The sequence below is a fragment of the Halomonas sp. AOP12-B1-6 genome, from assembly GCF_052379225.1.
In the GTDB taxonomy this organism is placed as follows: domain Bacteria; phylum Pseudomonadota; class Gammaproteobacteria; order Pseudomonadales; family Halomonadaceae; genus Vreelandella; species Vreelandella casei.
This window is the reverse complement of the sequence record NZ_JBQSYK010000003.1, coordinates 412,139-426,061: the sequence shown is the minus strand read 5'-3', so window position 1 is coordinate 426,061 and position 13,923 is coordinate 412,139. Positions and strand designations below refer to the sequence as shown.

Genomic DNA, 13,923 nt, shown 5'->3' with positions numbered 1-13,923 from the left:
TCGTTATCGATTCACTAACAGCGCGTTAAGCGTCACCGGCACGTTCTCATCAATTTCTTGATAACCCAGCATCGACAGCACGGTACGCACCGTGCTGTTTTCCATTAGAACCTTACCATCTATGGCCATCGGTTCAGCGTGAGTAACGCGTATTTCATTCAGGCCTTCGCGGGTAAAGCGCAGCGGCACCGACTCCTGCTGATTAACCATATCGGATTCAACCCTAAACTCCAGAGTCTCGACCAGCGATTCGCCAATGTCCAAATTGTCTAGCTGCTCAGGGGGCATTTGCGCCACTAGCGTGACCAACGTGGTGTTTGCCAGCAAACCAATCCAAGGTGGCAGTTCGCTAAAGCGTTCAAGTACATCCGTTTGGCTCAGCTTTAATGGCAGGCGCAGCGTACCGTCGCTGGATATAGTGCCCTGTAGGTCGCGTACTTGATGGTGATGCGTTTGTGGCGCTGCGCCGTTTAGCTGAGTAATCGACGCCTGCACCTGAGACTGAGCAGGGTCAAGCTGCCAATCAGCGTGTACCGGCAGGGCTAACAATAAAGGAACTAGAGCAATCAATGCTTTCACAGCGCGCCTCCGCATAAAAACTGTCCACAATACGATGAGCTACCCACAAAACTAAGAGCTGCTCAAATGATTAAACACTACCCACAAGACCCCCCAAACCGTATAAAGTGCCACAGCAGCATGAAGATAGCGCAATGGGGCTAGCCTCAACCCGTCACATTCGCTATGATATGCACGCTTTTCGGGCCTATAGCTCAGTTGGTTAGAGCAGGGGACTCATAATCCCTTGGTCGTCCGTTCAAGTCGGACTGGGCCCACCATTAAAATCAGTGAGTTAGCAATTATCTCTGGTGAGTCCCCTAGTCCAAGGGTACAGTTTCGGTACAGTGCCGATCTTTCAGACCCTGGAGATTTTTTGTGGCCACCATCGTCAAGACCCCTTCTGCAACCTGGAAAGCCGTCATCCGCAAGTCGGGTTGGCCAACCATAGCAAAGACTTTCCGCACCAAACGTGACGCCCAAGATTGGGCACGCCGCACTGAAGACGAAATGGTGCGCGGTCTTTATATCCAGCGTAGTGCCTCAGAAAGAATGACGCTTGAAGCAGCGCTAAAGCGCTACTTGGCCGATATCACTCCTACCAAGAAACCCAGCAGCCAGAAAAGCGAACGTCTCAAGGCGAATACGCTGATCGAGCATTTGGGTAAATACTCTCTAGCAGCTCTTACGCCAGAACTAGTCGCCAACTACCGTGATAAGCGCTTAAGCAGTTTGGGGCGACGAGGGGTGCCAATTAGCCCCAATACCGTGCGTCTAGAGCTTGCCCTGCTTGGCCACCTGTTTACAGTGTCGATTCAAGAGTGGGGGCTGGGCCTGACGTATAACCCTGTTCAGAATATCCGCAAGCCTAGCCCAGGAGAGGGCCGGAGTAGACGTCTTGATTCCGAGGAAGAAAAGCGGCTGTTCGCCGTGTTACGCCAGCACAGTAACCCTATGCTTGCATGGATCGCCAGAATCGCCCTAGAGACGGGTATGCGCTCGTCGGAGATCCTAACCCTCACTCGCAGCCAGGTAGACGTTAAACGCCGCCTGGTGCGCCTTACAGACACCAAAAACAACGAAGCCCGCTTGGTGCCGCTAACGCAAGCCGCGACAGAGGTGTTCAAGCAGGCAATGAACAACCCGGTGCGCCCACTCGACTGCAACTTGGTGTTTTTTGGCGAGCCTGGCAAAACAGGTAAGCGAGGCCCTTACGTCTATACGAAGGTGTGGAATCAAGCCAAAAAGAAGGCAGGGCTTGATGACTTTCGTTTCCATGATTTAAGGCATGAGGCAGTCAGCCGATTAGTAGAATTAGGACTATCTGATCAGGAAGTGGCGGCGATCAGCGGGCACAAGTCGATGCAAATGCTTAGGCGGTATACGCACTTACGGGCTGAAGATTTGGTAGTAAAGTTAGATAGAGAGGATGTGAGCTGATAAATTAAAATTTTTTTAATTTTTTAAAGACTACTTTAGTAGTCTAAAAATAGCTATTATGCTAAGAGCGTCAATGACTTTATTAATTTGTTGTGTTAAGGAAGATTAAAGACATGTTTGGAAAGGTTGTTAGCAAAATCTTCACTGATATCTTATGGCCGAAATGGCTTGGATTTGTTTCGAAGTCAGATAGTCCAAAAATATGGAAAAAAGTCTTTAGAGAATCTGCTGATAAAACGAGTACCATTCCTGTTTCTTTGGCGATTGATATTTCATCGGCTCCATCAGTAGTGCGTTTAATGTTGAACACATTTAAACCAGATAGGAGTATGCCTACTGCTAAAGACTTCGCGCTTAGCATTGCATTCGAGTTAAGTTATAAAGATTGGGGGTTGAATGTGGGTCAAGAAGTAAAAGCTTGGCAAATCAGAAATTTTGCATCAACCGTACGTAAAGAGTGGCTGTCAGCAATAAACGAAAGTCCAGTTTTGAAATCTAGGCTGAAGGATGTAAGGGACAAACACCCTTCAGGATTTTTGTCGGAATCTGCTGAATGTACACCTGCGTTAGATCCTATTCTTATCGACAAAACAGAACTTAAAAAGTCATTTTTTAAAACTTATAACACGCCCGATGCAACTGAAAAAATAACTGTTTGGCTCCCAGGTGAGCACGGTGCTGTAAGGTGGAGTCCTGAAGAACGTATAACGGTAGAGGTAGAGTTGAACGCTTCATTCGGAGCTGATTTAGGTTTTTTTAGGATAGGGCATGATTACTCATTATACGACACTTCAGAAAAGGCTGAATGGCTTCGAGCTGCATATCGTGATGATAAACGTGCACTTGAAACAATGGATTTTGGTTATAGAAGTGTAGGCGTAAGAACAAAAAATATACTATGGTTGAAGTAGATGAGAGTTAGTTGGGGGAGCGCATTCATGCCCAGGTTATTTATTAATCTTTGACAACTGTGCGCGAGCCCGGCTGGAGTCTTAGCGCTAAAAATGTTGTGATAACACCTATTTTTCCACATATTGAAAGTTGAAATCATCCACAGCGATCGGCTAGGTTGAGATTGGAGGTGGAAGTGAAGGTTACTGGAAAGGTTGAAGTTGATACTGTTACCGATGTGGTTTGCGATGTATGTCTATGCTCCACACGAGTAGCAAATGATGGACTTGAGTTCGCAACACTCCAAGCTCATTGGGGGTATGGAGCTGAGCATGATGGTGAGCGATATGAAATACACTTATGCGAAAGTTGCTTTTTCCTTACAGTAGCTAACCTAAAACAGGAGAGACGTATACAAAATTTGTTCAGCGACGATAAAGATGTAAATGCTCAGAAGGCTGAAGATAATTTCGGTCTAGTTGCTAGAGATGACTTTTTTCGCGATGGTGAAGGAATTTAGTCATGATTTTTATCAACGCCATCGGCTAACCCCTGTGTTTGTAATGTAGCTTGTTCATATTATGTGCGTTAGCCATCACTTGCCTTCTCAGCCCGTGCGCGGGTAATCGAGGTAGGCGGCTCCAGAAACATTCCATCGTCTTCTAAAAAGCAGGGTTCTTCATCAGTCCAATCTTGATTAATTTCAACGACATCATGTGCGCTCAAAGCAATTTCCTCAATAGATCCGGCAAGAGTAGCTTCGTCCTGAGTAAACTCGCCCTGTTTATTAAAAACTGTTTTATTCTTACCTAGCATCATTTATCCCTTCTTTGTTCATCCTGTGGGTGAGTAAGGTTAATATAATTCCCATTATTACTGGTGTAAATAAAAGCAAATATTGATAAAACATTAGTGCACCTATAGTTTCATTTAAAAAATCCAGCTATTTTAAATAGTCATTCAAATCCGGAGGCTTTTAGTTGATTTGTATTTTTTTCTGTCTTTTAGGCTATTAAAATATTTTTTCATAGCTAGAGAAGCTCTGCATTTTAGTGCTGAAATTACTTATTTACTAAAGTGTAGTGCATTTCAGCCCGCAGTGCCAGATAAAAGTCAATCGTATGTTTGGAGCGTCTAGCTGATAGTCAAATGCTTATTGACAATAAATTCTGGTGCTTATTGGCGGCCGTCTTGTCTTTGAGGTTACTGCTTGTGAGAAAGATAGTAGTGCCAGGAGTAGATGGCTCTATAATTCAATCAATAGCTATATTTCAATAAACTGTTTTATAAAACGTCTAAATGCCAATTAAGATCTAGTTTAGGAGGCCAGTGCTAATAGATTTCATAGGCCAAATAAAAAATTATTAATGTTAGTTGTGTTTTTTGGTTTTTTCGACATCGTGTTTTTTTAAAATTAAATATGATGCGGCTTTAATATTTGTGAATTATTTTATAGATTTTAGCGGCTAAAATTTAGTTATATTTGGTTTGTTTTAAGAAGCGTCAATTTTTTCTGCCCCTCAAGTGTCAATAAGAATGTTTTAGGTGTTTAGAAATAGTATTGTTCGATATAAAGGACGCGGTTACTTTTTTGTAAAATAATGTTTACGATATATCGAAGTCATTTTTATAGTTTTAAATATACATGTAAATAATTAGTTGATGTTATCCCTTCTTTGACGTAAAAATAAATAAAGAAGTCTAGTTTAACGTTGTTTAGAGGGTGGGTTATGACACTTGAAGAAAAAATTACTGAACGCTATGGCGTCCTTCTTTCGTTAACTGATCTAGCTGATTTGTTAAAGCGTAGCCCAGATGGCCTAAGTATATCTTTGCGAGGGCAATCTGAGTTTGCTTTAAAATGGCGTCATGCTAAGAGAAAAGTAGGTAGGCGCGTTTATTTTCGTGCAAGTGATGTGGCTGTTCTGATTGATGAACCCTGAGGAGCTATGATGGAAGATACAGCTATTATCCGTCGTCGAGTAAGGTCAGATTTTACGACACTCAATAATGATTTGATTCGAGACCATCGACTTTCTTGGAAAGCTTTAGGAATCCTTGTGTTTGTATTGCACCTTCCTGATAACTGGCAGCTTCGCTTATCACATCTATCAAAACAAAGGGAGGTTGGATCTGGTCGCGATGCAACGCGAGCGGGGTTAAAGGAGCTTCAGGATGCAGGGTATCTATACATTCAACGAGAGCGTGGTGAATGTGGGAAATTTATTCATACAACATGGCTTGTAACTGATCGGCCTGGAAATTTTACTCTTGATTAACCATGTTCGGCTTTTCCGTATACGGTTAATCCTAATACGGAAAAGCTGTGTTCGGAAAATCCAATGCTAATAAGTAAAGAGAGTAGAAAAGAATAAGTTTAGAAAATAACTAATCAATTAAAGATTGTGCGGCTTTCGCCGATTTGAACGCCAGGAAAGTAGCCTTTCTAGCTCAATTAGCTTCGCTAAGTGCAGAATTACTAAAAAATCCAGAGAGCCTTATTTTTATAATTACTTAGCTAATGAAATGAAATACCAAAAAATGAATGTAAGGGTGGTATTGGCTGAAGTGAGTGTAGCTAAGCGATGGGGGAGGTGATTGTCGAGCACCTATCCTTAGCTTTAGTTGACACTTGAGGGGCCAACTGTCTGCTTAATGGAAACTTGTGCATTTCAGTGTTTTTCTGTGCATTGGGATGTGTAAATCATCGTTATATTGCAAGGAAAATAACGTTTTTTACTTGTTTTTTAATAGTAACGGCCCTGAACAGGGTATTACATCTAAAATGCAACGTTATACACAGGAGAAAACATACATTTCCTTGGCGTAAACAACGCTGTAAGGCGGGCAGGATAGGTGAAGTAGGCCCACCAGCAAGCTGAGTGTTCCTACTTCACTTCCCTTATTCACGCCGGAGGCATTCAACGGGGAATCCTGCTCTGCGAGGCTATCGGCTACCGCCTTCAAAAGCGTAATAGCTAGGTTGATAAATTTTAGCGGCTAAAATCACAGCCCATAAATTGATCGCAGACACCGTGACATTTAAAAAGAAGGCCGGGTTTCGGTGTCGCCCAGGTCAGCTACCGTACTAGCCAAGGTGACAAGCTAGTAACGACGAAACCGCTCACTTATAGAAAGTGAAATGTGGGCGTTTTGTCACGTGGCGACGAGTAACTGACCATGCATAAACCTCATCTTTCAGCGGCTAAAATTGCCGTACTCTCCCTTTTCCTGGAGTCAAACGTCTTTTCGCCTGCGCGAGCAGGCATCCCTGTGGTTGATGGTACCAACCTCGCGCAAAACACAATGTCCGCGATAGAGTCGGTTGCGCAAACGCTAAAACAGATTGAGGAGTATCAAACCCAGCTTGAGCAGTATGAAAACCAATTGCAAAACACAATGGCACCGGCTGCTTACATTTGGGATAGGGCCCAGTCGACAATCAATGATTTAGTGCAGGCTACTAACACACTCCAGTATTACCAAAACCAAATGGGCAGTATCGATAGCTACTTGGAGCGATTCCAGGACGTTGCTTATTACCGTGGTTCCCCCTGTTTCTCCAATGCTGGTTGTAGCGATGCTGAGTGGGCAGCAATGGACGAAAATCGCCGGCTGGCGTCTGAGTCTCAGAAAAGAGCCAATGATGCAGTTTTCAGAGGGCTAGATCAGCAGCAGGACAATTTAGAGTCAGATGCTAGCCAGCTCATGCGCCTACAAGCTGCCGCTCAAGGTGCGGATGGTCAGCTCGCCGCGATTGGCTATGCCAATCAGCTCGCAAGTAACCAGGCCAACCAGCTTTTGCAGATCCGCGGCTTACTTATTACTCAGCAAAACGCAGTAACAACGCAGCTGCAGGCTGAAGCCGACCGTGAAGCTCAATACCAAGCATCCCGTGAACAGTTATTTGATATGGGCGAACCCACTACTCGCTCCAAGAACAAGGGGTTTTAACCATGTTTGAGATTAATCGCGTCATGGTTGCCTGCGTATTGCTTTCAGTTTTTCTTTTGGGATGTGGTGAGCAATCCGCCTCAAACGCACCTGAAAATGAATGTAAGAAGCAAGAACAAGTACGGTGCCAAGAAGAGAATGTTAGTCATCTCTGGGATATGGGTAAGCCAACTGATCGTTCTAAAAATGAGGGATTTTAACTATGAGCAACATATTTTTGCGGCTTATAGTGTTGCTGACTTTCCTGCTGGCGTCACAAGCTGTATGGGCTGCTATTGAGCCGGATGGTGTTTTAGATGATGTAGCCGATAGGTTTTTAACGGCTAGTAGTTTATGGGGGACTACAATTATCGAATATGCTTCATGGCTGTTTTGGACGTTGGTTCTTATATCAATGGTTTGGACGTTCGGCATGATGGCATTGCGTAAGGCTGACATTGGTGAGTTTTTTGCTGAGCTTGTACGTTTTACCATCTTCACTGGCTTCTTTTGGTGGTTGCTCACCAATGGACCTGACTTTGCGATGTCAATTATCGATTCGCTGCGAACTATTGGAGCGACAGCAGGCGGGCTAAATCGAGAGCTAACGCCTTCAGAGCCCATAAGTATCGCCTTCGATATGATCGTGAAGTCTGCAAAATCCTACAGCTTTACCAGCCCAATCGATAACCTTTCAATTTTCCTGATCACCTTGGCAATTCTGGCCTGTATGGCGGTTGTATCAGCAAATGTGCTACTTGCATTGGTGAACGCCTGGATACTGGCTTATGCAGGTGTTTTCGTGCTTGGTTTCGGCGGTTCACGTTGGACGTCAGATATTGCTATTAATTATTTCCGCAGTGTTTTAGGTATTGCCTTAAAGCTGCTAACTATGACCCTGCTGATTGGTGTGGCCATTTCGATTATGGACGGCTACTACAACGATCTATCTGAAACAGTAACGATGCGGGAATTAATGGTCGTTTTCGTGGTTGCACTGGTGTTGGTTGTGCTTATTCACTCTGTGCCTAACACGATTGCAGGCTTGATTCCTGGTGGCGGAGGTGCTGCTAGTGCGAGCGGTTCATTTAGTGCCGGAGCACTTGCTGGCGGAGCAGTAGGCGCAGGGGCTGCCGTTGCCTCAGGCGGCGCAGCCTTGGGTGGTGCTACTATGAGTGGAGCGACCAATATGGCAGGAGGCACCCAAGCCCTTATGGCCGCGTTTAATGCTGCTAGCGAGTCTGAAGGTCGCGGTGGAGGTGATGCTGGTCTGGGCAGTGTTCTCGGTGGTAGTGGTGATAGCGATGGGGCAGGTGACTACTCAGAGGCGGCAGGGCTAAATGATGGTGATGCGGTAAGCAGCAGTGGATTTAGTCGAGCCGCTGCAATGGCGGCTGGCACAACAAGCGAGCTGGCTAAAGGCATAGGCTCCAAGGTAGCTGGCAGCTTTCAAGAGAAAGTGGATCAAACTGCTGGTGGACGTTTGGCGTCTTCGATCCGCGAGGGTATGGATCAAAATAACAGTAGTAACGGTGAACAGGGTGGCGATACCGCAGAGGAGGGTGGTGATAACCCTTCATTCGGTAGTGATAGTCTTGGTGGTAGCAATGAAGGTGGTTGGGTAAACCAGGCAGGTGACTTTGATTCTCTGTCTAGCGAGGATCAGGACAATGTCCGCCAGTCACATGCTGAATGGCAAGAGCGCGACCCGGAGAAGCATACCTTTGACGTTGGAGAGTACGTGTCGTATGCCCAGGAACGCCAGCAAGAGCGCAATGACGAGATTGCAAGCTTTGTGAATCGCGACCCGCAGTAGAAATAAGGAGATACCACGATGAAGCAATGTAATTTTACCCCCGTGTTCAGAAGAGACCGTGGCTGTCTAGCACCGGTCTTTAAAAGCACACGGGCCAGCGATGGTGAACCGGCCCGCATTTCCACATACTACCTGTCAGAGAGGCACATAGATTACGAAGTTCAGAAGCAATTCATCAGGCATCGACTAAGTTATCCTCCCTAGAGTTAATCAACCAAGAGAGAGCCTGGCGGGTACCGCCAGTTGTGTAAGCCGCCGCTAATATATTTACGGTGGTGAACTGGCAAGCCGAGACTGACCGAGCGATACCGGAGGATTTTCAGGAGTCTTTAACCTCTATTCGCCAGGCGACAGCGAGCTAAGACGAACAATATGATGAATGACAAGACAGAACGAGTGACGAGGAAGGGCAGTACACCTATCAAAGTGTACTGTCTTCCCGAGGAAAAGGAACAGATCGAGGCACAAGCACAGCGAGCCGGTATGAGCGCTGCACGATATTTACGCGAAGTCGGTCAGGGTTATCACATATCTGGTGTGGTGGATTATGAACAGGTTCGAGAACTGGCCAGGATCAACGGCGATCTTGGCCGCTTGGGTGGCCTATTGAAACTATGGCTTACCGATGACGTGCGCACAGCTCAATTCGGCCAGGCAACAATACTTGCAGTCCTCAGCAAGATTGAGGCGACGCAGGAGGAAATGGGCAAGGTTATGACCAAGATTGTTATGCCTAGGTATGAGCCATGACAATATCTTACGCTAAGGGTAAGGAGCGGCCAGCTGGACGCCCTTTTGTTTTAGCGGCTAAATTGTTCCTCAATGGTGTTCATTAAATTGTGGCTTTCTGGACAGGTAGTAGAGTCGCGATTTTTCGTTTTTCGGGATGGTCGAACCGGTTAAGATAGTTGCCAAGTTTTCAATGTTGAGAGTGCCCATGAATCAACGCATTGGATACGAAGTGTTTCGACGGATGATCAGCCCCTAGACCTGCAGCTCCACGCGCTCACACATTTCGGTGTAGCGTGATCTATTAAGAAGCAGTCAGATGCAAGAATGTAGCTCGCCTTAGCTTGAGCAATGTCGCTAGGCGCTTCGGGCAGGATATACACTCGTATTGTGGCGGCTGGATCGGGTTAGGCGCCGCCTATCTGACTTGGTAAAGACTGTAGACGACCTAGAGCTGCATTCGAGAGCCTGACCCAGGTTGCGACAGGGAGTGCTGTAGGGCAAGCTGACATTTTAAGTTTTTGCTGCGCTTGCTAAGTACGAGTGTGGTTTGATCCGGGAGCGATCCCATGCTGGGCTGGCATCAGCTCGCGCCAGTGGACGGCTCGGGGGCGTACGTCGAAGTTAGACGATCGGCAGGTACGTGAGATCAGGACTTTATTGAGTGACCCTGATGTCCAGGTGGCTGAGGTTGCTCGCCGCTATTGTGTGTCGCGTACTACCCTTTACAAGCATGTCGGCATCGTCACGCCGCGTCGATAAGGATTAGAAATAATGAATGAAAAAGTAACCATCACGCGCGGCGTGAATAAAAAACCAGTTACAACGGATGTCTTAGAGCACAGTCTGGAAGCTCTATATGGTATTCAAGGTGAGGCTTTTACAGGCTATCCGTTGATTGCTACACCAGATGGTAAATACTCGATAGACGCAACCTTGATAAGTCCCAATAAAGGAATTGTGCTTTTTGATCTGATAGAGGGGGCTGATGTAGGAAGCTATGATGAACGCCAAGATGACTTGGCTAACAAGATTGAGGCCCGACTTAAGCTGCACCGTGAGCTAGTAAAAGGCCGTAAATTGCTTGTCCCACTTTCCGTAATTTCGTTCGCTCCAGCGATCACAAATGTCGAAGATTTATCCGTTGAGGGTTATCCGCTTGTCAACGAACATGGCCTTGCTGCTGTACTGGATGAGCTAGATTGGACAGATAGTAGTGATGAACTTTACCGAATGACATTGTCGGCTATCGAGAGCCTTAGCAGCATTCGTAAAAGTCGTTCCAAACGAGAAGTTATTAGACCTGATTCGCGTGGTGCCAAGCTCAAGCATCTTGAAGACTCTATCGCCACATTGGATCATCGACAGAATAAAGCTGTTATTGAAACAGTAGAAGGGGTTCAGAGAATACGAGGGTTAGCCGGTTCTGGAAAGACCATAGTTCTGGCACTTAAGGCCGCTTATTTACATACACAGTATCCAAATTGGCGCATTGCTGTAACTTTCCATACACGATCCCTCAAAGGGCAGTTTCGCCGGTTGATCAACAATTTTTGTATCGAACAGAGTGGTGAGGAACCCGATTGGACAAAAATTAGAGTTGTCAATGCCTGGGGGGCGCCGGGAGGAGATACAAGAGATGGGATGTATTATGAGTATTGCCGTGCGACAGGAACACAGTTTCTAGACTTCAGGAGCGCAGCTCAGCGGTTTGGGGGGAGTGATAAAGCTTTTGATGGAGCCTGCCAAGAAGCGTTGGTAAATGCTTCAGATGCTGCTCATTTGTACGATGTTATTCTTGCCGATGAAGCACAAGATTTTGCCCCAAGCTTTCTGAAGCTTTGCTATTCCATGCTGAAGACTCCAAAACGACTCGTCTACGCATATGATGAGCTTCAGAATCTATCTGGGATATCGCTTCCGCCACCTGAAGAAATTTTCGGCACCGATTCTCGCGGGCAGCCATTAGTGACGTTTGGAGATGACCGCAAACGAGACGTGATTTTGCAGAAATGCTACCGAAATTCGCGTCCTGTCTTAGTGGCTGCTCATGGTCTTGGCTTCGGGATTTACAGGAATGCCCCACAAGGCACGGAAACTGGCTTGGTTCAGATGTTTGACTACCCAGCGTTATGGGAAGAGATTGGATACCAAGTCCAGAGGGGGCAACTAACGAAAGGGCAGCATGTTGTCCTTGAGCGTACAAAAGAAAATAGTCCTAGGTTCTTAGAACAGCATTCAGAGATTGACGATCTTGTTCAGTTCATAAAATTTGAGGACGAGGCAGAACAAAATGCGTGGCTTGTACAGCAAGTTCAGGAGAACTTAGCTGAGCAAGAGCTTCGTCATGACGATATCGTCATCATTCACCCTGACCCTCAGACGGCCCGCCGTTGTACTGGCCCCATTCGGAAGCAGCTTTTCAACGTGGGTGTTCAGACCCATTTGGCTGGTGTCGATACGGATGCTGATGTTTTCTTCCAGACCGGAACGCCTTCAGTTACCTTCACAGGGATTTACCGAGCAAAAGGTAATGAAGCGGGCATGGTCTATGTCATAAATGCTCAGGACTGTAATAGTTCTGGTCCAGGACTTGCTAGCTTGCGCAACCGTTTATTTACTGCGATTACTAGAAGTAAAGCATGGGTTCGTGTAATAGGGTATGGCCCTAGGATGCAAGGGCTGATTGACGAGTTTTCCATTTTGAAGCAGCACGGCTTTGTTTTGGATTTCGAATATCCTGATGATGCTTTGCTAGGAAAGCTGCGCATAGTTCACCGTGATTTGTCTCCGCAGGAACGTCAGCGCCTCGAGCACCGGAAAGGGCAGCTCGAGGAATTTCTGAGTGATCTAGAAAAAGGGGAACTACACCCCGAAGATCTTGATGAGGCGACTCGTGAGAAAATTATGAGACTTCTTGGAGGCAGTGAATGACAGCACTTACTCCTTCAAGCATAAAAAAAGATATTGATGGTCTCATTGCTGAATTGATTAGTAAGGGAGTTTGTGACGACTCAAACTTTTCAGCTGTTCGGTCAGCAGGCAGTAAGGCAGAGATTACGTTCGGCGGGGCGGAACATATTTCCATTGCGCTGAGTGATATTGAATACGCTGAGGTTTATCGTGAGTTGGCTGGCAAGCGTTCATATAACATGAGACTTGTCGATGGTGCATTGCTTCAGATGATGTACCGACTAGATGGTGATAAATTGCTACAGCACAGGTTGGCTTTTTACCCTTCGCCAAACCTGCTGCCATTTCAAGATGATTCGGATGCATACATGCGCGATGAACTGTTTATGGAGATCGTTCAACGAAGAATCGTCCCATTTCCTTTGCGCTTCGATTTTGATGGGCGAGAAGGCGTTCATGTCGATGTGGTTCATGCCAAAAGTCATCTTACGCTGGGTGATGTAAAGGGCTGTCGAATACCTGTGACGGCGCCGTTGACGCCACGGTGGTTTGTTGAGTTTATTTTGCGGAATTTTTACCAGACAAAGACACATGATTTCGTCAGTGATTTGCCGAATCACACAATAAAATTTCCAACATCTATCACTGAAAATGAGTCTGGTCTCATGCATATAGTAATCCCTTATGAACCAAGAGCGTGATGGCTCCTAGTTTTTAAGGCAGTAGCAGGTGGTGGTGAATTGACTTGACATGAAGTGGAAAGCTAGGAATTTAAGAGAGCTTGTACATATTATTTTTGGGGACACGGATCACTTGCTCTCCTCCCGATGCGATGATGTCCCGTGTGGGGCCGGCATGCGTTTGCCCGACGTCACCCCCAGATTGCGAGACTATTGAAGGCCTAAGCTGGGAGGTATGATCGGCTTTTCATGCATCACGTAGATAGGAAGGTATTCATGCAAATTACAGTAGGCCAATTAAAGGAAATGCTCGAAGGGTTTGATGGTGGCGATGAACTGGGTTTTTCAGGGCTAGATTTCTATCGCCTAAAAAGGCGAGGCCCTGATCTTGTGCAGGTCGAATTCAACCAACAGGTACACAAAGACAAGGTCACAGGAAAGGTAACAGTAGAGAACCTTGACTGAGTATCGATAGACGGGAGTGACCACCTAAGGGCTGTAACATCGAAGGCGTTAACCACGCTAGTTTACCACTCTCTGTTATGGATTATCTTACGACCCAAGATAAGCGCTTGGCCTATAGCCTCGGCTCTAGTGCGGTAGTAATAAGGCTCACCACAGGCCGCATGAGTCAGCTCTAACCCATCGTGCGTGCTGATTTTTACTCTTGCGCCGTAGCCAGGCTCAAAGCCGACAAACTCAACAGTGATGATATAGCCCTTATAGGATACTGATCGTTTCATGGTGTTGTCTCCTGGATAGACAACCCACACCATGTCGTCACGACAGATCTCTAAGCAAATATTTCTACGCGTTCAAACGCTCTTTAAATTCCGTTTCAACCTATTCTCTAAACAAGCGGCGTTCTTTCTCAAACTTTGCGACGCTCTACCCCCTGCTGAAGTTAGCAAAATTTGGTAGACCTGGTTAGTATCGAATGCTCCAGCTTAACCAAAATGAGAA

17 protein-coding genes and 1 tRNA gene are annotated in these 13,923 nt (G+C 46.1%); 15 read left to right on the top strand and 3 right to left on the bottom strand.

The genetic code is table 11. The annotated features are described in order from the left end of the window. Window positions 1-3 precede the first annotated feature (3 nt). Window positions 4-579, bottom strand: coding sequence for a hypothetical protein (locus ACT3TR_RS11055; RefSeq protein ID WP_444625179.1), 576 nt, complete (start codon window positions 577-579; stop codon window positions 4-6). Window positions 580-762: 183 nt separating this feature from the next. On the opposite strand from ACT3TR_RS11055, the gene ACT3TR_RS11050 reads away from it, so the two are divergent. The 4 genes from ACT3TR_RS11050 to ACT3TR_RS11035 all read left to right on the top strand — a co-directional run bounded on the left by ACT3TR_RS11050 (window position 763) and on the right by ACT3TR_RS11035 (window position 3,409). Further along, window positions 763-839: transfer RNA gene (locus ACT3TR_RS11050), tRNA-Ile, on the top strand. 97 nt (window positions 840-936) lie between these two features. Then, window positions 937-1,998: a site-specific integrase gene (locus ACT3TR_RS11045; RefSeq protein ID WP_444625180.1), complete on the top strand. Its 1,062-nt coding sequence runs from the start codon at window positions 937-939 to the stop codon at window positions 1,996-1,998. Window positions 1,999-2,111: 113 nt separating this feature from the next. Beyond that, on the top strand, window positions 2,112-2,909 hold the full coding sequence (locus tag ACT3TR_RS11040) for a hypothetical protein (RefSeq protein ID WP_444625181.1): 798 nt from the start codon (window positions 2,112-2,114) through the stop codon (window positions 2,907-2,909). Between the two features lie 170 nt (window positions 2,910-3,079). Then, the gene (locus ACT3TR_RS11035; protein WP_444625182.1) at window positions 3,080-3,409 is read left to right on the top strand and encodes a hypothetical protein; all 330 of its coding nucleotides are present in this window, start codon (window positions 3,080-3,082) and stop codon (window positions 3,407-3,409) included. 68 nt (window positions 3,410-3,477) lie between these two features. Here ACT3TR_RS11035 and ACT3TR_RS11030 read toward each other — a convergent pair whose 3' ends face one another. Next, window positions 3,478-3,708 (bottom strand): hypothetical protein, encoded by a 231-nt coding sequence (locus ACT3TR_RS11030; protein WP_444625183.1) that lies wholly within the window; start codon window positions 3,706-3,708, stop codon window positions 3,478-3,480. Between the two features lie 911 nt (window positions 3,709-4,619). On the opposite strand from ACT3TR_RS11030, the gene ACT3TR_RS11025 reads away from it, so the two are divergent. From ACT3TR_RS11025 to ACT3TR_RS10975, 11 genes are all read left to right on the top strand, one after another. Then, window positions 4,620-4,832 carry a DNA-binding protein gene (locus ACT3TR_RS11025; protein WP_444625184.1) on the top strand — a complete coding sequence of 71 codons (213 nt, stop codon included), beginning with the start codon at window positions 4,620-4,622 and terminating at the stop codon, window positions 4,830-4,832. 9 nt (window positions 4,833-4,841) lie between these two features. After that, window positions 4,842-5,168: a hypothetical protein gene (locus ACT3TR_RS11020; RefSeq protein ID WP_444625185.1), complete on the top strand. Its 327-nt coding sequence runs from the start codon at window positions 4,842-4,844 to the stop codon at window positions 5,166-5,168. Window positions 5,169-6,069: 901 nt separating this feature from the next. Further along, window positions 6,070-6,843, top strand: coding sequence for a P-type conjugative transfer protein TrbJ (gene trbJ, locus ACT3TR_RS11015; protein ID WP_444625186.1), 774 nt, complete (start codon window positions 6,070-6,072; stop codon window positions 6,841-6,843). A 2-nt stretch (window positions 6,844-6,845) separates the two neighbouring features. After that, window positions 6,846-7,043 carry a hypothetical protein gene (locus ACT3TR_RS11010; protein WP_444625187.1) on the top strand — a complete coding sequence of 66 codons (198 nt, stop codon included), beginning with the start codon at window positions 6,846-6,848 and terminating at the stop codon, window positions 7,041-7,043. 2 nt (window positions 7,044-7,045) lie between these two features. Next, window positions 7,046-8,638, top strand: a complete 1,593-nt coding sequence (trbL, locus tag ACT3TR_RS11005; protein WP_444625188.1) for a P-type conjugative transfer protein TrbL — start codon at window positions 7,046-7,048, stop codon at window positions 8,636-8,638. Between the two features lie 263 nt (window positions 8,639-8,901). Beyond that, on the top strand, window positions 8,902-9,000 hold the full coding sequence (locus ACT3TR_RS11000; RefSeq protein ID WP_444625393.1) for a type I toxin-antitoxin system ptaRNA1 family toxin: 99 nt from the start codon (window positions 8,902-8,904) through the stop codon (window positions 8,998-9,000). A gap of 13 nt (window positions 9,001-9,013) precedes the next feature. Next, a complete protein-coding gene (traJ, locus tag ACT3TR_RS10995) occupies window positions 9,014-9,388 on the top strand; it encodes a conjugal transfer transcriptional regulator TraJ (RefSeq protein ID WP_444625189.1) in 375 nt (124 codons plus the stop codon). A gap of 522 nt (window positions 9,389-9,910) precedes the next feature. Further along, complete coding sequence (locus ACT3TR_RS10990) at window positions 9,911-10,129, top strand: helix-turn-helix domain-containing protein (protein WP_444625190.1); 219 nt, start codon at window positions 9,911-9,913, stop codon at window positions 10,127-10,129. A gap of 12 nt (window positions 10,130-10,141) precedes the next feature. Continuing rightward, window positions 10,142-12,301, top strand: a complete 2,160-nt coding sequence (locus tag ACT3TR_RS10985) for a DEAD/DEAH box helicase (protein ID WP_444625191.1) — start codon at window positions 10,142-10,144, stop codon at window positions 12,299-12,301. Further along, the gene (locus tag ACT3TR_RS10980; protein ID WP_444625192.1) at window positions 12,298-12,981 is read left to right on the top strand and encodes a DUF2290 domain-containing protein; all 684 of its coding nucleotides are present in this window, start codon (window positions 12,298-12,300) and stop codon (window positions 12,979-12,981) included. The genes ACT3TR_RS10985 and ACT3TR_RS10980 overlap by 4 nt, the downstream gene beginning before the upstream one ends. 255 nt (window positions 12,982-13,236) lie before the next feature. Beyond that, on the top strand, window positions 13,237-13,425 hold the full coding sequence (locus ACT3TR_RS10975) for a hypothetical protein (RefSeq protein WP_444625193.1): 189 nt from the start codon (window positions 13,237-13,239) through the stop codon (window positions 13,423-13,425). A gap of 62 nt (window positions 13,426-13,487) precedes the next feature. Here the strand turns inward: ACT3TR_RS10975 and ACT3TR_RS10970 are convergent, their stop codons facing one another. Further along, a complete protein-coding gene (locus tag ACT3TR_RS10970) occupies window positions 13,488-13,703 on the bottom strand; it encodes a hypothetical protein (protein WP_444625194.1) in 216 nt (71 codons plus the stop codon). Window positions 13,704-13,923: the final 220 nt, after the last annotated feature.

Coding starts and splice junctions, on each gene's coding strand:
- ACT3TR_RS10975 (WP_444625193.1), top strand. CDS start 13,237: ATGCAAATTACAGTAGGCCAATTAAAGGAAATGCTCGAAGGGTTTGAT.
- ACT3TR_RS11030 (WP_444625183.1), bottom strand. CDS start 3,708: ATGATGCTAGGTAAGAATAAAACAGTTTTTAATAAACAGGGCGAGTTT.
- ACT3TR_RS11010 (WP_444625187.1), top strand. CDS start 6,846: ATGTTTGAGATTAATCGCGTCATGGTTGCCTGCGTATTGCTTTCAGTT.
- ACT3TR_RS11020 (WP_444625185.1), top strand. CDS start 4,842: ATGGAAGATACAGCTATTATCCGTCGTCGAGTAAGGTCAGATTTTACG.
- ACT3TR_RS10970 (WP_444625194.1), bottom strand. CDS start 13,703: ATGAAACGATCAGTATCCTATAAGGGCTATATCATCACTGTTGAGTTT.
- traJ (WP_444625189.1), top strand. CDS start 9,014: ATGAATGACAAGACAGAACGAGTGACGAGGAAGGGCAGTACACCTATC.
- trbJ (WP_444625186.1), top strand. CDS start 6,070: ATGCATAAACCTCATCTTTCAGCGGCTAAAATTGCCGTACTCTCCCTT.
- ACT3TR_RS11040 (WP_444625181.1), top strand. CDS start 2,112: ATGTTTGGAAAGGTTGTTAGCAAAATCTTCACTGATATCTTATGGCCG.
- ACT3TR_RS11025 (WP_444625184.1), top strand. CDS start 4,620: ATGACACTTGAAGAAAAAATTACTGAACGCTATGGCGTCCTTCTTTCG.
- trbL (WP_444625188.1), top strand. CDS start 7,046: ATGAGCAACATATTTTTGCGGCTTATAGTGTTGCTGACTTTCCTGCTG.
- ACT3TR_RS10985 (WP_444625191.1), top strand. CDS start 10,142: ATGAATGAAAAAGTAACCATCACGCGCGGCGTGAATAAAAAACCAGTT.
- ACT3TR_RS10980 (WP_444625192.1), top strand. CDS start 12,298: ATGACAGCACTTACTCCTTCAAGCATAAAAAAAGATATTGATGGTCTC.